Source organism: Aquicoccus porphyridii (genome assembly GCF_008369105.1).
Classification (GTDB): domain Bacteria; phylum Pseudomonadota; class Alphaproteobacteria; order Rhodobacterales; family Rhodobacteraceae; genus Aquicoccus; species Aquicoccus porphyridii.
Genome location: NZ_VINQ01000020.1, coordinates 46,841 through 65,513, shown reverse-complemented (window position 1 = coordinate 65,513; position 18,673 = coordinate 46,841). Strand labels below are relative to the sequence as shown.

Sequence of the window (18,673 nt, the reverse complement as noted above, 5' to 3'; positions counted from 1 at the left end):
CCTGATCTTCGCAATCGTCTCCACAACCAACATCCCCAACTCGCTCCCTCATGCATCTGAGGAAGCATCAAAACAGAAATATCAGGGGGGTCACTTTTGGACGCCGATTACCCCGCTACGGGGTCAATTTTGCACGCCTGTTCACACTCTAGGTTGTTCGGGGTAAAAGGACAATCGGGTTGGGGAAAAAGCAGCCTAGCGCTTAGGTGTTTAATCCCACGGTTTGATGGTGCGATCCATTCGTCGGAATGGAAGGAAGCACTATGGGACAAGTTCGTCACGGCAGCGCCACGACCACGCACGCTATCCGAGCTGCAATACAGCGATCGCAAGCTTCGACCGCGGCGTTGAGCCGGGAACTCGGCATCAACCCGAAGACGGTCGCGAAGTGGCGCAAGCGCGAAACGGTCGAGGATCGCAAGACCGGTCCGAAGGAGCCGCGCTCTACAGTTCTCAGCGAGGCTGAGGAGGCAATGGTGATGGCTTTCCGTCGGCACACGCTCCTGCCGCTGGATGATTGTCTTTACGCCTTGCAGCCCTCGATCCCGCACCTAACCCGGTCAGCACTACACCGCTGCCTTCAGAGGCACGGCATCTCGCGGCTGCCAGATGTTGAAGGGGATAAACCCAAGCGTCAGCGCTTCAAGCACTACCCTATCGGCTTTTTCCACATGGACATCGCAGAGGTGCAAACCGCGGAGGGCAAGCTCTATCTTTTCGTTGCCATCGACCGGACCAGCAAGTTCGCGGTCACCCAACTGGTCGAGAAAGCCGATAGGCGGACGGCGTGGGAGTTCCTAGAACACCTGTTGGAGATGGTCCCTTACCGGATCCACACGATCTTGACCGATAACGGGATCCAGTTCGCCGATCAGCCCCGGAACCGCAACACCATCTATTCCCGGCAGATGCGCTTCGACATGATCTGCGAGGCCCACGGGATCGAGCATCGCCTGACCAAGCCCAACCATCCGTGGACCAACGGCCAGGTCGAGCGAATGAACCGCACGATCAAAGACGCGACCATCAAACGCTTCCACTACGACAACCACGATCAGCTTCGTGGCCACCTCGCCAACTTCATGGCCGCCTACAACTTCGCTCGCAAGCTCAAGACCCTCAGCGGTCTCACGCCCTACGAATACATCTGCAAAATCTGGACTTCAGCGCCAGATCGTTTCATCGTCGATCCGATCCACCAGATGCCGGGACTGAACACCTAACGCGGGGCGAAGATTTCGAAATCAAAACGCCGTGGCAGAATCGGTGGAGGAAACTCGGGACTCAGGTCAGACGGCACGCTTCCATCATCCTTTCGACTTCGCAATCTTCGCTTTACCTTTACAGTGTGGGTAGCTGACACACCCAAGAAACGGCCCATATCGCCCCCTTCTTTCGACCAGCCACCCATCTTCACAACTGGGACAGCTCGGGTATTCGGCGCCGCAAGAACACTTGCTCAAACCAGTGCTTTTCTTCCGAACCGGCAGACCAACGCCGCACGAAGCACAAGCATTCAAAGAATGTCCGCAGAGGATGGCATGTTTGCACCTGTACCATGTCCGGCCATCTTTCGTCGGGACAGGAACCAGATGCCCACCACATTCTCCGCATGTATGGTTGAATTCGACTTGGCCTTCAGCGCCTGTGGTCCCGTACTCAGGATCTTCCAACAACTCGGTCACGAAAGCCGATTGTTTTGACGCTGAACCCATAAGTGTCACGGATTTGCGGGCACGCGTAAGCGCGACGTACATTACCCGGCGTTCTTCAGCATTTTCAAATGGCTCTACCTCCGGCGAGACAAGGCTTAGGAGTGGGTCGTCAACAATTTCTGACGGAAAGCCTGTACGGCCACGAAACATGTTCAGGATCACCACGTGATCGGCCTCAAGCCCTTTGGATGCATGGATCGTGCGAAACGAAATATCCAAATCAGAGAACTTACGGCGCAGTTGTGAGAGGTTGGAGGGGGCTAAGTGTCTATAACGGCCGAGCAACAAAACCGATGCTGGCTGATTTGGTTGGGCCGTGCGTTGCAGTGAGTGCAGCACTTGCTCCAGCTTGCTTTTCTCATCGGCCCTGATCGTCGAGACAACTTTCAATGCAGGAACATCGGCCTTGCCAGCGGGTATCACTGTCTTGTTCAATTGGGCCGGGTTTTGAAGCACAAATCTTTTTGCAGCATGTGCAATCTGGTCGACTGAGCGGAAAGTCCTTCCCAGATCAACAGTGCGGTGAACACCAGATTGCCCATCAAATACGCCCCCAAACTCGTCGCCGAAATTGCGCATGAGGTTGATGTCAGAACCGGCAAATCGGTAGATCGACTGCCAGTCATCACCAACTGCGAAAACGCGTGCATCTTTGTGCTGAGCCTTTAGCGCTTTGACCAAGCACCCCCGGCTGCGCGATATGTCTTGAAACTCATCCACCAAGATGTGTTTGAAAGGGCTGACATACTCTCCTGTCTCGGCATACTTGGTTGCACGAAGGATCATATCTTCAAAGTCGATCCGTCCGTTTAGCTGTTTTTGGTACTCCAGATAAACTGGCTCAAAAATGGACAGAAATGCCTTGGCGCGTTTGCCGAGTTTTAGGGCCCGCCCTTTCTCGGCGCATTCGCTGAGTTGGTATCCACCTCCTTTGTAGTGCTTCAAGAAAGTTCCGAGAAGTTGAACAAAGCCGTCGGCTTGGTTTAGCTCGACCACCCTATCAAAGAGTGTTTCTGGGGACCGTGGATTGATGGCTTCGTAGGGCGAAACTTTTTCAGCGAGCGCTTCCAGCAGCAAACCATCTTTTCGCTCATAACTGAACGTCTCGATCAAAGTCGTTTCGTGTTCGGCGTGGACACCACGCTTCCAGTCCATGCCAGCGAGATATTCTTCGCGGTCTACGAATGGCGCAGTTGACAGACGATAGGTTCCGTCTGCCGATTTCGTACGTCGAACACCAAAGTGCTCAATGTAGATGCCACTTTTTGTTAAGCGAAAATCTGGGCGGTAGTCACGGAAGCCACCTTCAGAAACCTTGTGCTCGTAGTCGGGCTCGTACTCATACTCGATACCGTTTTCGTACAGCCAGTTGGCAATCATTAACTCTTCAAAGCTTTTGACCTGTTCGCCTTGAAGGGTACGAAGATCGAGTTTTTCAATGTAGGTATAATAGCTATGCTTCTTCTTGAAATCCCACTCGCTTTTTTCTTCAAGACGGGTGTAGGAGAACCAGCCCACAATAGATTTCGACACTTCGGATGCCGTTCGGACCAAGGCCCTCAGGATGTCTCGGATCAAGGCAAGGTACGCCTTGTCATCAGTGGCATGAGCGGCCAATGCTGGCTTGCTTCCTTCAACGGTGCCTATGATGTCATAGGCTAGCGAGTGGAACGTACGGGCTTCCAAAGGCTCCCCACACTTGGCCTCAATCCGTTCGCTCATCTCTTTGGCTGCATCTTTGGCAAACGCCAGAAGCAGCACTTCTTCTGGTTTCCGAGAGCCAGACTTCAATAAGTAGCCTGCTTTGGCAGTAATGACGCTGGTCTTTCCCGAACCAGCGCCAGCCAAGACCAAAGTTGCATCTTCATCAGAAACGATTGATTGCCGTTGTTCTAGCGTCAGTGGGTTGCTTTCGAAGGTTTCGAAGAACTCGGCCCACTCGACCAGCTGACGTTCCTCGAAAGCTGAAACTGCTTGCTGCCTTATCTGCCGGGCGCCTTGTATAAATGACTGAATTTTCTTGATTTGATCCCGATGGGCATCCTCCAGCGCTTCCTGTGGTAGCTTCGAAAGAAGACGTTGATCTAGACCACGAGCGCGTTCCAGTATTAGAGCAACCACACACGCCGCCGGATAGATCACTGGGTTCGCAAGCTCTCCAATTTCCAGAACCAATGCATCAATAGCTGCGCGGCTTTGATCGAAATCGGCTCGGTTGGTCGCTTCCCAGTCCGAACGAATGGTGTTCGAGAAGTTGATCGCGTCTTTAGCCCGAGCGCCTTTGAGCAAGTGAACAGGTTGGTCATCCAATCTGAGCGTCAGCGAAGCACCCCAAAACCCACTCTCAACTGTTGGAGCGGAAGCAAGCGCTCTCAGCGTGCCGGAGACCAAAGGCTTGGCCTGTATGACAATCTCGTTACCATCGTACTCTATGTACTTGGCATGTTTTCCAAAGGGGTTGAGGAAAAACCCTACCAGTGGCTTTTGTTGTAAGCGGTTCAATATTCGGGAACTTTCAAATCGATGGGACAGGCGAACTAGGGTCTAGGATATCGACCATTTCGCTCGCCTAAAACCCGAAATGAGGAAGCTACATACAAGCTTTCTGGAGCATGATGACCGGTAAGCGTGGCCGCTGGGTGCGCAATGGGTGCCGAGAGTGGTGGGCTTGGCTGAAATGAGTTGGTTTGCCCTGCGATTGATTGAAGGCCACACAGTATTGAAGCTAAAGACTTTTTGCGTCGGCTCGAAGCAAGTTGCGAGAGTTTGAATGGAAATCTAGGAAAATTGAAAATCCTCGTGTCGGTGATTCGATTCCGCCCCCAGGCACCAAGACCTCCTCACATAGATGAACACAGAGACCCAAAAATCACTGTTTTTCAGTGACTTGATAAAGGGTCGATGAACATAGTTGTGCATGGCAAACCCTTGTTTCGCCAGAAAGTGGGGTAATATTTGGGGGTATCGACAAAAACCGCTTAGGTGATACCCCCAATGGCGCTTTCAGAGTTCGCATTACGCAAGGCAAAGCCCCGCGAAAAGGCCTATAAGCTGGCCGATGGCGGCGGCTTGCATGTGTTGATTCAGCCTGGTGGCTCAAAGCTGTGGCGGTTCAAGTATCGGTTTGGGGGTAAGGAGAAGCTTCTTTCGTTCGGCCCATACCCCCTGGTCACCATCGCCAAGGCCCGCGAAAAGCGTGATGAAGCCAAACGGCTGCTCCTGGATGGAACCGACCCCGGTGTCAAAAAGAAGCTCGACAAGCTGGCGGCCGAAACCGAGGCCCGGCAGACCTTTGGCTTGATCGCCGACGAGTACTCGACCGCATGCAAGATCGCGGTGCAGCCAAAAGCACACTGGCCAAGCCAACCTGGTTGTTGAAGGACTTGGCCTCGCCCTTTGATAACAGGCCAATCAAAGACCTCACGGCCGCAGAAATCCTTGATCTTTTACAGCGGATCGAAAAAGCGGCCGCCGCGAGACAGCCCGCCGGTTGCGTGGCACCATCAGCAGCGTGTTCAAGCACGCCATCGTAACCTAGCGTGCCACCGAAGACCCAACAATTGCCCTGCATGGCGCCTTGCAAGCGCCAAAGACCATCGGGCGGGCCGCAATCACCGACGAACGGGGCTTTGGCGTTCTGCTCAACGCTATTGATGATTATGATGGCTGGCCGACAATCAAGGCGGCGCTGCAATTTCTCATCCTGACTTGCGTGTGTCCCGGCGAGGTGCGTGGCGCAACACGGCAGGAATTCGATCTTAAGAAGGCCACCTGGAATATTCCCGCACACCGCATGAAAATGCGCCACTCGCACAGTGTGCCCCTCTCGCGGCAGGCCGTGGCGCTCATTGAAGATATCTGGCCTTTGTCCGAAGGCGGTGAGCCGATGTTTCCCTCGATCCGGACGCGGAAGAAGCCGTTATCCGAGAACGCCTTCAATGTCTCGCTGCGCCGGATGGGCTATTCCAAAGACGAGGTTACAGCGCACGGATTTCGGGTGACAGCGAGTACGATCCTGAACAATCGCGGATATGACCCGGATGTGATCGAAGCCGTATTGGCCCATCAGGATAGCAACGTCATTCGTCGGGCCTACACGACGTGCTCAACGCCCAGATCTCTGTCATCGAACGAAGGATCGAAAACGTTATTGCACAGACAAAGCCACTTGCCGCAAGGACGAACCTCCTGCGTTCAATCCCCGGAATTGGGCCCGCACCTGCGGCGATGCTGATCGCTGAATTGCCTGAACTCGGCCGAATGACATCAGGCGAAGCCGCTGCCATCACCGGCCTGGCGCCAGCCCCCCCCACGACAGGGGGGCGATGTGGGTAGGGGAACGATCACGGGTGGACGACGGCCTCTCCGACATGTGCCGTTCCAAACCGCACTCGCTGCCGCCTGCCACAATCCAGTTCTCAAGCCAGTCGCAAAGCGTCTCAAAGAGCGCGGAAAGCCGCACAAGCTGGTCATTATCGCAACCGCGGGAAGGCGGGTCACGATCGCAAACGCGATCATCAAAACCGGCAAGCCTTGGCAGATTCAGCTCGGCGAATAGACACAGTAGCTAATGCATACCCAATGCCTCGGATGGAGCGTAGAGGGTCGATGCCAATTTGAGCCTTCACATTTCTGCGCACCCTGCTGACTTGTGCGTCGATTGAGCGACTCCCACGTTTCCAGCCGCTCTCGGCAAAGGCCAGACATCTCAATGACCGCCGATCGAGGGTCGCTTCTTTTACGTCGAAAAAGGGGCCCAGGATGCATAAATCGGTTTTACTAAGGCTAGCACTTTTCCCTTTGAACGACATTCGAAACTCGGATTCATCCAGGACGTACTGACCAATTCTCCGCCTGCTTCGCAAGGCAATGAGCCGCTCCCGTCGTAGAAGTGCTTTGGTTTTAAAAAAAACCTCGATGGCGCTACTACAAGCCGTGAGTGCGAGTGGGAAGTCACGGTTCCCATGCTCGGGCATAATCGGCATAATGGGCAAGGTTTCTGTTGCGCGTGCCTGTGAAATTCTTTCGCAAAAGTCTGGTTCTGCCGCTGCGAGGCGGTATTCAAAAAAACTGCGTCAGGTCTTTCTGTTTTGACAAGCGCCAAGCATGTTTCAACATTGTCAACCGCAGCCAGATAAAGACCTGCGAGGTCCAAACCGTGCACTAATCTCTGATAGTTTTCGCCGGGCATTGTAATTGCCACAGCCAAGCCGCGCCTGTCAGCGGTAAACTCATTGGGCTTGAGGTTTGGGTCATCCCAGAGCATATCCGGCGCCACGCACGGTGCGGATCGGATCGCCACCTCCATGGCGACTTAAGACTTTTCTCAAACGACCAATGTAAACGTCTACCGTCCTTGTATCGACGTAGATATCCCTTCCCCAAACGCGATCAAGTAGCTGTTCACGCGACCAAACTCGTCCCGGCTTTTCCATGAATGTTGTCAACAGACGAAATTCAGTCGGCCCAAGCTTTAGCTCTTGCTGGTCTCGAAACACCTTGTACGTCTCCGCATCAAGGAGAATATCGTCAAACAAAAGTCCCTGGCCCACCGCGGCGGGGCGCAACCTGCGCAGTTGGGCTTTTACGCGAGCGAGAAGTTCAACGACAGAGTACGGCTTTACGACATAATCGTCGGCTCCAGTTTCAAGGCCACGTACCTTGTCGACCTCTTCCGACCGGGCAGAGAGCATGATTACAGGTGTCAAACGAAACGCTGGTCGAACTTTGACCTGGAGGCAAATCTCGATCCCCGACGTGCCTGGTAGCACCCAATCCAGCACGATCACGTCCGGTTTCTCTTCGTCGATCAGAAGCAGTGCTTCGTTTCCATCCCGGCCTTGATAACGCGAAAGCCCTCGTTTGCCAGATTATAGGCCAAGACTTCTCGTTGTGCCGGTTCATCCTCGACCACGAGGATGGAAGGTTGCATCTTCTGCATCATTCCTCACTCTTCTGATACTCGAGTGCGGTTCGATCCAACTTGGGGCGATCATCTTCAGGAAATTCGCCCGTCGCGAGATAGATGGTTTGTTCGGCAATTCCTGTGGCGTGGTCGCCAACCCGCTCGATGTTCTTGGCAATGAAATGCAAATGCATCCCAACGGTAATGTTTCGGTGATCTTCCATCATGTGTGTCAGAAGCGACCGGAACAGCGTGTTGTAGATCTGATCGGCCTCAAGATCCCGTTCGATGATCTCTGCCGCCTTTTCCGTGTCTCGTTGGATGTAGGCATCCAGCGCATCCTTGACCATCGCCTCGACGAACGTGGACATGCGGCCAAGCGCGGCGAGCGATCCGTTGATTTCACCACTCTCTGCCATGGCAATCGTCCGCTTGGCCATGTTCTTTGCGTAATCGCCGCAACGCTCGAGGTGAGATGCAATCTCCATCACGGACAAGACCGTCCGCAGATCGCTCGCAGTCGGGGAGCGCAGCGCCAGAAGTTGCGCGGTGTCGGTCTTGACTGTCAGGTCGAGTTCATCAACGACTTTGTCGCCTTTGCGCACCGCCTCTGCCAGTTCGACATCGTGGGTTTTGAGAGCCCGGACCGCATCCATCAGGGCCTTTTCGACAAGGCCGCCCATCTTCATGACTGTCGCCTGAATACTCTCCAGGTCGCGGTCGAATGAAGACACAATATGTTTTTCGTTCATGGTCTTGTCCTTACCCGATCCGGCCGGTGATATAGCTTTCCGTGCGCGGATCGCTTGGATTGGTGAAGATCTCACCTGTGTCATTGAACTCGACAAGGTTACCGAGGTGAAAGAAAGCGGTCTTCTGGCTAACACGCGCCGCCTGCTGCATCGAATGGGTCACGATCACGACGGAGTAATCCTGACGCAGTTCGTCAATCAACTCCTCGACCTGGGCCGTGGCGATTGGGTCGAGGGCCGAACAAGGCTCGTCCATGAGCAGAACCTCGGGTTCGGTGGCAACTGCCCGGGCGATGCAAAGCCGCTGCTGCTGCCCGCCCGAAAGCCCGGTGCCGGGTTGGTCCAGGCGGTCCTTGACCTCGTCCCAGATCGCGCCGCGGCGGAGGGCTCTCTCGACAATCTCATCCAGTTCGGACTTCGATTTCGAGAGGCCATGAATGCGCGGGCCATAGGCGATATTGTCGTAGATCGACTTGGGGAAGGGGTTCGGCTTCTGGAACACCATTCCGACCTGGGCACGCAACTGGACCGGATCGACCGATTTGTGGTTGATGTCCTTGTCATCAATCTTGATTTCACCGGTCACCCGGCAAATATCGATCGTGTCGTTCATCCGGTTGAGGCAACGCAGGAAGGTCGACTTGCCGCATCCGGACGGGCCGATAAAGGCGGTAACCGTTTTGTCCGCGATGTTGACATCCACGTCCTTGATTGCGTGTGTGTCGCCGTAGTGAACGTTGACGCTGCGTGCCGTGATTTTCGTGTCGGTCATTTTTACGTCCCGTTCGATCTTTCTCATGTTGTTCATTTCAAATGTCCTCTGTTTCGGGACGCTTACCATTTGCGTTCGAATTTCTGCCGAAAGTAGATGGCGATGGCATTCATCGTCACGAGAAACCCAAGCAGGACAAGGATCGCCGCCGAGGTCCGCGAGACAAAGCCACGCTCCGGGCTGTCGGCCCAGATGAAGATCTGGGTCGGCAAGGCTGTGGAGCTGTCGAAAGGGCTGCTGGCAGCGGATGTGATGAAGGCGTTCATGCCGATCAGAAGCAGCGGGGCTGTTTCACCCAGAGCCTGCGCCAGCCCGATGATCGTTCCGGTCAGAATTCCGGGCATCGCTAGGGGAAGCACGTGCTGAAACACAACCTGCTGTTTCGAGGCACCAAGCCCGAGCGCCGCCTCCCGGATCGAAGGTGGCACGGCCTTCAGGGCGGCTCGCGTCGCGATGATGATCGTTGGCATCGTCATGAGCGCCAGTGTTAGACCACCAACAAAGGGTGCCGAGCGTGGCATGCCGAACCAGCCGATGAACACCGCCAACGCGAGCAGACCGAACACCACCGAGGGCACCGCGGCGAGATTGTTGATGTTCACTTCGATAAAGTCGCTCAGCTTGTTCTTTGGCGCGAACTCTTCAAGGTAGATCGCGGCACCGATAGCAAGCGGAAACGAGATCAGGAAACAGGTCAGGAGCGCCCAGAACGAACCGACAAGGGCGCCCTTAAGCCCGGCGAGTTCCGGAAACCGCGAGTCCGCATTGGTGAACAGGCCCCAATTGAACGGCTTCGATATGGCGCCGCTGTCTGCCAGAGTGTCGAACCAGGCGATTTCGTTGTCCTTGACGCGTCGGTTGACCTCTTCCGTTTCCCTCTCGATCAGACCCTTGTTGAGCTGGTCGTAGGGATCGGAGACCGGGACTGTCATCGTGAACGTCTGGCCGATCAAGGAAGGGTCCGCAACGACACGATCCCGCAATTCAAACTGCGCACCGTTCGACAAGATCCCTTCAACCGCACGGGCGGTTTCCCGGGCGCTCATGTCGACATCGGGCAGCATCTGACCCATCGAGGCACCCAGCACGTCCCGGAACCCCCCGCGCGGCAGACGATCTTCCGGAACCTCCTCAGGATCAACATAGACTTCAAGCGTCACATGCGTTTGCGTGAATGCCTGCCAACCGGTCGATACGAGCGACGCCACGAGGATGAAGAGCATCAGGAAGGCAATCGAGATCGCGCCCAGGCCGATCCATTGCAGGCGAATCTGTTTGCGGCGGCGGCGTTTGAGGGACGCGGCGACCAATTCCGTTGACGTGGCCTTGCGTGGGACGGCAGGCGCGTTTGTGATATCCGTCATGTACTTGGCCTCAATCGTATGCTTCGCGATACTTGCGCACGATGCGCAACGCGAGAATGTTGATCATCAGGGTGACGAGGAACAGCATCATGCCGAGAGCAAAGGCTGCCAAAGTCTTGGGGTTGTCAAAGGACGTGTCGCCGATCAGCAGGGTCACGATCTGAACCGTGACGGTCGTGACGCTGTCCAATGGGTTGATCGTCATCTTTGCAATCAGACCCGCCGCCATGACAACGATCATCGTTTCGCCAATCGCCCGACTGACAGCTAGAAGGACGCCGCCGACGATCCCGGGAAGAGCTGCTGGAAACAGCACCGTTGTCATCATTTCCCCACGCGTAGAGCCGAGACCAAGCGCGCCATCGCGCATCGCCTGCGGCACGGCGGACAGTGCATCATCCGCGAAAGAAGAAATGAAGGGGATGAGCATGATGCCCATGACCCCGCCTGCGGCGAGAGCAGTGTTGGGTGCCACGTCCAGACCGATGGATTGTCCAAAGCTGCGAATGGCCGGTGCGACCACAAGAATGGCAAAGAACCCATAGACGACCGTCGGAACACCCGCGAGAATTTCGAGTACCGGCTTGACAATGGACCGCAGACGTTTCGGGGCGAACTCGTTCAGGTAGATTGCGGAGAAAAGTCCAACCGGTACTGCAACGACAAGGGCGACAACCGTAATGACAATCGTACCGAGGATGACCGGCAACCACCCGAATGCGCCTTTGGCAGCGATCTGGTCTTCGCGCAGCGGAATCTGCGGTTCCCAGTTCAGGCCGAACAGGAACTCGGCAACGGGCACGCGTTCGAAGAAACGCCATGTTTCGTAGGAGAGTGAAGCAATGATACCGATCGTGGTGAAAATCGCGACGGTCGAACAAAAGATCATTAACCCAGAGACGATACCCTCGACGCCCTGGCGGGCGCGGAAATCGGCGGCAACCCGTGACCGTGCAAAAGCAAGCAAGGCAAGCGACAGGATAGTGACCGCAGCAAAAAGCCACCAGTCCGCCCGGTCGTGGAGAATGACGTAGCGGCCCGCCGCTGCAATCTTCCAGTCTTCCGGTGTTCCGAAAATCTGACCTCGCGAAACGGATTTGATCTCGGCCAGGACAAGCTGAACACCGCCGGAGTCGAGCCCGTCCAGAACGCCTTCAGGCAATCCGGCCATTGTGATGCGATCAACGACAGGCCCTTGGAGCGCGATCCAAAGCAGGATAAATGTCAGCACCGGCACAAGGATGAGCAGGGCAGAGAACATGCCATGATAGGACGTCATCGAATGAAGCCTGCTGCCTCCGTCTCGGATCAGACGCGCTGCGCGACGGTTGATCACATATCCGGCAACCACGGCGAGGATGAGAAAAAGAAAGGGAACAGCTGTCATCGGCCTGCTCTTTCAAAAGAAGCGCCCGGGACGCAGTCTTGCACCCCGGGCCTTTGATCCACGGTCGGATCTTATTCCGGAGCTTCCATCGACTTTCCGTTCAGGACCGCGTCCTGAAGGGCAGCACGACGTTCGTCGGCCAAGGCGACCAAGCCACGCTCTGCCAGATAGCCACCGGCCTCCAGCGCGTCATCCGACATGTACTCGTCGATGAACTCGTTGAGATTCGGGATGACGCCGCGGTGTGCATTCTTCACATAGAAGAACAGCGGACGCGACACCGGGTAGGACTTGTCGGCAATGGTGTCAGTCGAGGGTTCTACGCCGTTGATCATAACGCCTTTCAGATTGTCCAGATTCTCGTAGAGGAACGAGTAGCCGAAGATGCCCATGGCGTTTACGTCTGCTTCCAGGCGCTGAACGATCAGGTTGTCGTTCTCGCCGGCTTCGACGAAGGGCCCGTCGGTGCGCATGCGCGAGCAATTCTCTTCGACCCAGTCACCACCGAAGCCGCCTTCTTTGACGAAGTCCAGCTCTTCGCAACCGACGTGCATCGCCAGTTCAACGAATGCGTCACGGGTGCCGGAGGTCGGCGGGGGGCCGTAGGCAAGGATCTCCACGGCCGGGAAATCGGGGTTGATCTGGTCCCAGGTGGTGTAGGGGTTGTCGGCCCATTCGCCATCGACAGGAACCTGGGCACCCAGGGCGAGGTAGATTTCGGCCAGCGTCAGGTCCCAGGCAAAATCGTTGTTGCGCGAGACGGCCAGCGACAGACCGTCAAAACCGATCATCGCCTCGGAAATCTCCGTGACACCGTTTTCCAGGCACAGTTCGTACTCGGAGGCCTTCATGGCACGCGACGCACCGGTGATGTCCGGGTGCTGTTCACCGATTCCGCCGCAGAAAATCTTCATGCCGCCACCGGTTCCGGTAGACTCGACGATTGGCGAAGGCGCGCCGGTGTTGTTGGCGAACTGTTCGGCGACTGCCTGAGTGTATGGAAACACGGTTGACGAACCAACGATGCGAATTTCGTCACGCGCGGCGGCGGTGGTGGCGGACACGGCAACAAGTGCCAGAGCCGACACGGAAAGCTTGGTGAAAGACATGGTATCTCCTGATTTCATTTCGGGCCGGAGCAGTCGGCCGCTGAGGCGTGGCTAAAGAGATTCTGTGATATCTATGCAAAAATTATATGACGATCATGTAACAAGATTGGTGAAAACGGTTCCTTAGTAGCCGGGCCGACGCGCTACGTTGCCCGCTTCAGTTCAACACCGTCCCAAGTCTCGAGATTGTTGATCGTGTCTTCCCATTGGCAACGCGGGTTTCCCGTCCGAGACGACCGCTATGGAGCGCGTACCGTCCCATCCAAGTGTATGCATGGCTTGACGAAGGTGCGATGCTCCTTACCAGCAATTGAGAGTGCCTAGACATCGTTTTTGTCTTCTGACGGCCGCTCTTGCACACCGCCTCCCAGCGTGCCGGCTGTTTCGCAACGCTGCTTCAATGCCCGGTTTTCGACGGCAACAACCGTCTTAAAGATCGGAGCCATCAGCAGCCGCGTCACAACACCGGCGCCCGTCACCCAAAGCCTTGCGATACTGATGACGTTCTTCTCCTCGCACAAAAGCGAGTGCTCGGCCCGATAGCACAAGCGTCCATCCACTCGCTCCCAAATGAACCCGTTTCCTTGGCGCCAATCGGTCACTGTCCAGGTCGCGGCGCGCTGCATGGACTGTTTCAGGACGAAACGTTTCAGGCCGTCGCCCGGCAAGACCGAGGCCCCGCTAACGGTTGGTGTCCAGCCGGGCCAGCTCGGAATGTCAGCCAGTATCCTCCAAACAGTCTCGAGGTCACACTCGATCCGGATCCGGTGTTCGATCTCGATCACAGGGGTGTCCTTGCGTTGGACGGCTTACCTTAAGCAGTCTACCGTCGGTTCTTTGATCAGGCCCTGTCCTGCCTTTTCCACGTGATCTCCCTGGCGGTTGGCGCCGCCGGTTGGGTGGTTGCATGTTCACCCGGAGATTACGCCGCCCTCAAATTTCCACCAACTCCGCGACACGACCAAGCGCGAACGCCTTGATTTGTGCCGGAGACAGCTGGACAGCGAGAATCCCTGCATCGACAAGTTCCGTCCAGAGCACCCATTCATGGCCACCCGTAGCTTCAAATCCCACATTAACGGGGCCTGATAGCTGCTGGATCATCTCGACCAACGCACTATGGCCATCCGCCGTGTCGGGTTGCCGGAACCGCTTTTGGCTAGGAAGGCAGAACCCGTCCAGCCAGTCGCGAGATACGTCTATCCCAAGGATGGTTGTCTCAGATATCATGTCACTCTCTCTTGCTTATGCTTCGCGGTCCCGCAAAACGAGCCGCCGTCAACTGTTCGAGACGGTGAAGAGAGGCAGGATCAGCCTGCTAGATGACGTGATCTTGCCACAAGGTGTTGAGCGCTGTATCCAATCTCGTCGCCGGTCCTGGACGGGAGCGGCGACGGGGAAGCTATATCAGGGCCAAGACACGTAAGGTGTTCAGTCCCAGCATGTGATGGGTTGGATCGACAGTGAATCGTTCTGGCTCTCATGTCCCGATTATGCAGATGAATTCGAATGGAGTTAGGCCCTGCAGCGTCTTGAGGCGACGCGCATAATTGTAGGCTGCGATGGAGTCGCCGACGTGGGTTTCGAGCTGAGCGTGTGCCTCATAATGGTAGCGCTTGACGGTCGCGTCCTTGATCGTGCGGTTCATTCGCTCAACCTGGCCATTGATTCAGAGATGGTTCACCTTTATCAAGCGATGCTCGATCCCGTGCTCCGAGCAGACCAGGTCGAAGATGTGCTCCATAGCATAGCGATTCTGTTTACGGTTTGTGAACTGGATATCGTTGTCGGTGAGGATCGTATGGATCCTGTAGGGCAGCGCCGCGATGAGATTGCACAGGAATTGGGCAGCCCGGCCTTTTTCCCCAGCCGCACGACGGCGAACTTGGAGGTTCGGTCTATGGCCGCGAACATGTAAAGCTTGCCCTCGGCCGTGCGCAACTCGGCGATGTCGATGTGGACATATCCGATGGGATAGCACCCGAATTTCTTCTTCGGCTTGTCGCCCTCCATGCCCGGCAGGCGGCTGATGTTATGACGCTGCAGGCACCGATGCAGCGAAGAACGCGTCAGATGTGGGATGCTCGGTTGCGGGGCATAGAGACAATCATCGAGCGGCAGCAGCGTGTGGCGCCGAAAGCGACAATCACGGCTTCCTCCTCGACGCTGAGAATCGTCGAATGCGCTTCCTTCGGCCCCATCCGCACGTCCTCAACCGTCCGACGCTTGCGCCACTTGGCGACGGTCTTGACGATGATGCCCAACTCCCGGCTCAGCGCCGCGTACAAAGCGCACGATCGCTGTATTGCTGCTCGGATCGCGTGCGTGGTCGTGGCGCTGCCGTGAAGAATTTGTCCCATAGTGCGTCCTTCTGATGGTCACAGATCAGTAGACCATCTCACGCTGGGACTGAACAGCTAACCAGATTGGGCGGGGGCGCTCTCGTCGCAATGGGGGCTGCAACTGCTACGATCCGTCAATCTTGAGCTTGAATTCGGTGGCAGATTTGTCGCCGCTGTAGCTTACGCTGACAGCAGTCACAAATCTTAGACGAAGCGGCCATCCGGCAATTGCTGCAGACTCTTGCTATGAACGAGGGATCAACGGGGGCGGGCCAGTGATTGTGTCCCGTTACCTGTACAAGTCATCGTTCAGGTAGCGCAGGCCGGTGTCGATGATCACGGTCACAACCGTCTTGCCCGGCCCCAGTTCTTTGGCTTTCTGCAGGGCTGCCCAGATATTTGCACCCGATGTAACACCTCCAAGCATACCTTCTTGGCGGGCGAGTGACCGGTTGCCCCAATACGCGTCTTCATCCTTCACCGGAATAACCGTATCGATAAGGTCATCGCGCAAGATCTTAGGCACAAAGGATAGGCCGATCCCTTCAAGCTTGTGCGTGCCGCTAGTGTCACCGCCAGAGACATTGCGCACGTAATACGGTTCCACGGCGACGATCTCGGTGTTGGGATTGTGCTCTTTCAACACTTCGGCGTTGCCGGAGATACACCCGCCTCCTCCCGCTGCCATGACGAAGGCATCCACGGGGCCGTTCAACTGGCTCAGGATTTCCTGTGCCATGCCGTGATAACCCAACTTGTTATCCATGTTATTCACCTGATCCGGCCAGAAAGTGCCCGGTTTGCCAGCCAACTCCCTGGCGCGGGCGATCATTCGGTTGATCACATCGGCGGTCAGCACACCGCCCTCGGCATGGATAATCTCGACCTCCGCCCCGAAAGCGCGCATAGTCTTTAGCTTCTCCTCGGAAAACCCGTTCGAAGACACGAAATATGCTTTGTATCCATGGGTAGCGCAGACCATCGCCAGCGAGCTTCCGGTACTGCCTCCGGTGTATTCGACAACACGTCCGCCGGCTTTCAGCTCTCCGCGCCTTTCGGCCCCCTCGATCATCGATAGGGCCATACGGTCTTTCATACTACCGGTAGGGTTGGCACCTTCCCATTTCACGTAGATATCTGCGTGATCCGACCCGGTCAGGCGGGACAGCTTGACGAGGGGTGTGTTGCCAATGGCGATCATGATAGGGCCTTTTGCGGTGCACCGTGAGTCACTTCCATAAATTAAGTGATCATTTAAGTCAAACTTCCATTTTGTAAGTGATTGAGTTAAAGTGGACCGAACGATGCCAGCCCTGAGGCTGAGATGACCAAGCCAAAGCATGAATTCCGATCCCGCTGCTCGATTGCACGCAGCCTCGAAATTCTTGGTGACAAATGGACCCTTCTGGTAGTGCGCGACCTGATGTGGCACGGGAAGCATACTTTTCAGGAATTGCAGAACAGCGAGGAGCACTTACCGCCGAACCTACTATCACAGCGCTTGAAGCGGCTGATGGATTGGGATTTGGTCGAGAGGCAAGCCTATCAGGACAGGCCGGTCCGCTATCGTTACACACTCACCGACCGGGGGCGCGAACTTGAGCCAACCTTGTTGCAGATCATGGGCTGGGGGCACGCACATTTGGGTGGCGGACTGTACGATCCGGCGCAGGGTAAGACGGTCGCCAAAGCGTCGACCTGAGTTTCAAACCCTGTCTGAATTGGGCTCAGGCCGGAGATGTCCTCGACACTGTTCAATTCCACACCATCGCGGCAGTTGATCTGGAGCGCGGTCGAATGGAAGTTGGTGATGTAGACGGCGTTCTGCTGCGCAAGGGATTTCCGCAACTGTTCATTTGTCGTCATCAGTTCGAACATGGATCGCATCCCGACCCAGGCATCCGAGGATTCGGCGATGGGCAGATCATCGATCGACAGCGCCTTCATCTGGTTCGGCGCATAGGCGGCCAGCACAGTTCCCAAATCCGCGACGCCGTTCTTGATACCATCGGCGGTTGCCTTGAATTTCAGAAGCGCGCCACCCCAGATGATGTCGATCTTCATGTCTCCGCCGGAAAGTTCTTCGACCCTGTCGGCGAAATACTGGAGCGCGGCGACGCGGGCCCCGCGGTTGGGCCCGCCCTCGTTATAGCACAGAACGGTCTGGGCCTGGACCAGCCCGGCCCAGCCAATCGCCGCGATCGTCTCGATCGCGGTCAGGCCTCTCGAAAACGTCATCATCTGATCTCCTCCATTCCTCTGTGTCACATGAGAGGCGCGCCCCCATTTGCCGGTGCCACGGTGCCGAGCCTGTCGGCCTGCCGGCCTATTCACTCTCTGCAGCCGCAGAGACGACTTCCCTGGCTTTCCGATGGCAGTCGCGGGATGTTTCGGCGGACTGCGTCGCAATCCTATTCGCAGCCTGATCCGTGCATTCCCATGATGAATCACCTCCTATTCAAATGGATAAGGCTGTTGAATTTAGTTCGTAAGTGAATTATACGTATATAATCATAAACTGCGAAATGACGCAAAGGCTTGCCATGCCCGATCTCTTGGAAAACAGTGCCGACGGTGTGCTGACCTTCACTTTCAACCGGGCGGAAAGACGCAACGCGCTTTCGCCGGCGATGCGCGAGAGGTTGCTGATGGCCTTGGTGGAGGAGCGCAACACGCTACGCCATCGCGCCCTTGTCCTCACCGGGTCGGGCGGCAGCTTCTGCTCGGGCGCCGATCTTGATCCGGCAGTGATTCTGTCGCGCCGCTCCACGATCGAAGGCACAATGAAGACCGGTATCAACCAGATCGTCGCGCTTTTGCGCGAAATCCCGGTGCCGGTGATCGCGGCCGTGGACGGGGCGGCAGCGGGCGCGGGTGTCGGCCTTGCTCTGGCGGCGGATTTCATGATCGTCTCGGACCGGGCTGAGTTTCAGCTGGCCTTCGCGAGGATCGGTGCCAGCCCGGATGCGGGCGTGATTGCGCAACTCGTTCACAAGATCGGCGCAGCGCGGGCCAGCACACTCGCCATGCTTGGTGGAAGCCTGAAAGCGGACGAGGCCGAGCGGCTGGGCCTTGCCCACCTTTTGACCACGCCGGGGCAACTGAGCGAGGAAACCAGCAAGCTGGCCGCTCGCCTGGCGCAAGGTCCGACGATTTCCTACGGCAACACCAAGCGGCTGGTGAACGCGATGCTACCCGCCGCCGATCCGCGCTATCTGGCGCTTGAGGCGGAATGCCAGGCCAGAGCGTTCGCTTCGCATGATTTCGAGGAAGGCGTCACGGCGTTTTCCGAGAAACGCAAAGCGGTTTTCCAAGGCAGGTAAGATT

At 56.4% G+C, this 18,673-nt stretch carries 15 protein-coding genes and 3 pseudogenes; 6 read left to right on the top strand and 12 right to left on the bottom strand.

Annotated features, from left to right (window positions below):
• The first annotated feature begins 263 nt into the window (after positions 1-263).
• Entirely contained in the window at positions 264-1,223 is a 960-nt protein-coding gene (locus FLO80_RS18950) for an IS481 family transposase (RefSeq protein WP_111368855.1), read from the top strand.
• A gap of 84 nt (positions 1,224-1,307) precedes the next feature.
• Here the strand turns inward: FLO80_RS18950 and FLO80_RS18945 are convergent, their stop codons facing one another.
• Positions 1,308-4,217 (bottom strand): UvrD-helicase domain-containing protein, encoded by a 2,910-nt coding sequence (locus tag FLO80_RS18945; protein ID WP_111368858.1) that lies wholly within the window; start codon positions 4,215-4,217, stop codon positions 1,308-1,310.
• Between the two features lie 492 nt (positions 4,218-4,709).
• On the opposite strand from FLO80_RS18945, the gene FLO80_RS18940 reads away from it, so the two are divergent.
• From FLO80_RS18940 to FLO80_RS23530, 3 genes are all read left to right on the top strand, one after another.
• The gene (locus FLO80_RS18940) at positions 4,710-5,093 is read left to right on the top strand and encodes an Arm DNA-binding domain-containing protein (RefSeq protein ID WP_111368861.1); all 384 of its coding nucleotides are present in this window, start codon (positions 4,710-4,712) and stop codon (positions 5,091-5,093) included.
• Between the two features lie 199 nt (positions 5,094-5,292).
• Positions 5,293-5,949 (top strand): tyrosine-type recombinase/integrase, encoded by a 657-nt coding sequence (locus tag FLO80_RS18935; protein WP_111368864.1) that lies wholly within the window; start codon positions 5,293-5,295, stop codon positions 5,947-5,949.
• Positions 5,943-6,050: a hypothetical protein gene (locus FLO80_RS23530; protein WP_111368867.1), complete on the top strand. Its 108-nt coding sequence runs from the start codon at positions 5,943-5,945 to the stop codon at positions 6,048-6,050. Before FLO80_RS18935 ends, FLO80_RS23530 begins: the two co-directional genes overlap by 7 nt.
• A gap of 917 nt (positions 6,051-6,967) precedes the next feature.
• Here the strand turns inward: FLO80_RS23530 and phoB are convergent.
• The 10 genes and pseudogenes from phoB to FLO80_RS18880 form a co-directional block, all read right to left on the bottom strand.
• Positions 6,968-7,656 (bottom strand): annotated as a pseudogene (gene phoB, locus FLO80_RS18925) (phosphate regulon transcriptional regulator PhoB).
• Positions 7,656-8,372, bottom strand: a complete 717-nt coding sequence (phoU, locus tag FLO80_RS18920) for a phosphate signaling complex protein PhoU (protein WP_111368869.1) — start codon at positions 8,370-8,372, stop codon at positions 7,656-7,658. Before phoU ends, phoB begins: the two are co-directional and overlap by 1 nt.
• A gap of 10 nt (positions 8,373-8,382) precedes the next feature.
• On the bottom strand, positions 8,383-9,144 hold the full coding sequence (gene pstB / locus FLO80_RS18915) for a phosphate ABC transporter ATP-binding protein PstB (protein ID WP_370331705.1): 762 nt from the start codon (positions 9,142-9,144) through the stop codon (positions 8,383-8,385).
• Positions 9,145-9,206: 62 nt separating this feature from the next.
• Complete coding sequence (pstA, locus tag FLO80_RS18910; protein WP_111368874.1) at positions 9,207-10,508, bottom strand: phosphate ABC transporter permease PstA; 1,302 nt, start codon at positions 10,506-10,508, stop codon at positions 9,207-9,209.
• 10 nt (positions 10,509-10,518) lie between these two features.
• Positions 10,519-11,895, bottom strand: coding sequence for a phosphate ABC transporter permease subunit PstC (gene pstC, locus FLO80_RS18905; RefSeq protein WP_111368876.1), 1,377 nt, complete (start codon positions 11,893-11,895; stop codon positions 10,519-10,521).
• Positions 11,896-11,966: 71 nt separating this feature from the next.
• The gene (locus FLO80_RS18900; protein WP_111368879.1) at positions 11,967-13,004 is read right to left on the bottom strand and encodes a substrate-binding domain-containing protein; all 1,038 of its coding nucleotides are present in this window, start codon (positions 13,002-13,004) and stop codon (positions 11,967-11,969) included.
• A gap of 320 nt (positions 13,005-13,324) precedes the next feature.
• The gene (locus FLO80_RS18895; RefSeq protein ID WP_111368881.1) at positions 13,325-13,789 is read right to left on the bottom strand and encodes an SRPBCC family protein; all 465 of its coding nucleotides are present in this window, start codon (positions 13,787-13,789) and stop codon (positions 13,325-13,327) included.
• A 148-nt stretch (positions 13,790-13,937) separates the two neighbouring features.
• A complete protein-coding gene (locus FLO80_RS18890; protein WP_188078346.1) occupies positions 13,938-14,234 on the bottom strand; it encodes a hypothetical protein in 297 nt (98 codons plus the stop codon).
• A 250-nt stretch (positions 14,235-14,484) separates the two neighbouring features.
• Positions 14,485-15,364, bottom strand: a pseudogene (locus FLO80_RS18885) (integrase core domain-containing protein).
• Positions 15,365-15,635: 271 nt separating this feature from the next.
• Positions 15,636-16,547 carry a PLP-dependent cysteine synthase family protein gene (locus FLO80_RS18880; protein WP_111368884.1) on the bottom strand — a complete coding sequence of 304 codons (912 nt, stop codon included), beginning with the start codon at positions 16,545-16,547 and terminating at the stop codon, positions 15,636-15,638.
• Between the two features lie 123 nt (positions 16,548-16,670).
• On the opposite strand from FLO80_RS18880, the pseudogene FLO80_RS23480 reads away from it, so the two are divergent.
• A pseudogene (locus FLO80_RS23480) lies at positions 16,671-16,931 on the top strand (winged helix-turn-helix transcriptional regulator); the annotation flags it as partial.
• Here FLO80_RS23480 and FLO80_RS23255 read toward each other — a convergent pair.
• Complete coding sequence (locus FLO80_RS23255) at positions 16,916-17,584, bottom strand: type 2 periplasmic-binding domain-containing protein (protein WP_281287036.1); 669 nt, start codon at positions 17,582-17,584, stop codon at positions 16,916-16,918. The pseudogene FLO80_RS23480 and the gene FLO80_RS23255 sit on opposite strands and share 16 nt — an antisense overlap.
• A gap of 305 nt (positions 17,585-17,889) precedes the next feature.
• On the opposite strand from FLO80_RS23255, the gene FLO80_RS18865 reads away from it, so the two are divergent.
• The gene (locus FLO80_RS18865; protein WP_188078345.1) at positions 17,890-18,669 is read left to right on the top strand and encodes an enoyl-CoA hydratase-related protein; all 780 of its coding nucleotides are present in this window, start codon (positions 17,890-17,892) and stop codon (positions 18,667-18,669) included.
• Positions 18,670-18,673 lie beyond the last annotated feature (4 nt).

What these genes read in the sequence shown, in the direction of transcription:
- FLO80_RS18950 (WP_111368855.1), top strand. Translation starts at nt 264, where the DNA reads ATGGGACAAGTTCGTCACGGCAGCGCCACGACCACGCACGCTATCCGA.
- FLO80_RS18940 (WP_111368861.1), top strand. Translation starts at nt 4,710, where the DNA reads ATGGCGCTTTCAGAGTTCGCATTACGCAAGGCAAAGCCCCGCGAAAAG.
- FLO80_RS23530 (WP_111368867.1), top strand. Translation starts at nt 5,943, where the DNA reads ATGCTGATCGCTGAATTGCCTGAACTCGGCCGAATGACATCAGGCGAA.
- phoU (WP_111368869.1), bottom strand. Translation starts at nt 8,372, where the DNA reads ATGAACGAAAAACATATTGTGTCTTCATTCGACCGCGACCTGGAGAGT.
- pstB (WP_370331705.1), bottom strand. Translation starts at nt 9,144, where the DNA reads ATGACCGACACGAAAATCACGGCACGCAGCGTCAACGTTCACTACGGC.
- pstA (WP_111368874.1), bottom strand. Translation starts at nt 10,508, where the DNA reads ATGACGGATATCACAAACGCGCCTGCCGTCCCACGCAAGGCCACGTCA.
- pstC (WP_111368876.1), bottom strand. Translation starts at nt 11,895, where the DNA reads ATGACAGCTGTTCCCTTTCTTTTTCTCATCCTCGCCGTGGTTGCCGGA.
- FLO80_RS18900 (WP_111368879.1), bottom strand. Translation starts at nt 13,004, where the DNA reads ATGTCTTTCACCAAGCTTTCCGTGTCGGCTCTGGCACTTGTTGCCGTG.
- FLO80_RS18890 (WP_188078346.1), bottom strand. Translation starts at nt 14,234, where the DNA reads ATGATATCTGAGACAACCATCCTTGGGATAGACGTATCTCGCGACTGG.
- FLO80_RS18880 (WP_111368884.1), bottom strand. Translation starts at nt 16,547, where the DNA reads ATGATCGCCATTGGCAACACACCCCTCGTCAAGCTGTCCCGCCTGACC.
- FLO80_RS23255 (WP_281287036.1), bottom strand. Translation starts at nt 17,584, where the DNA reads ATGACGTTTTCGAGAGGCCTGACCGCGATCGAGACGATCGCGGCGATT.
- FLO80_RS18865 (WP_188078345.1), top strand. Translation starts at nt 17,890, where the DNA reads ATGCCCGATCTCTTGGAAAACAGTGCCGACGGTGTGCTGACCTTCACT.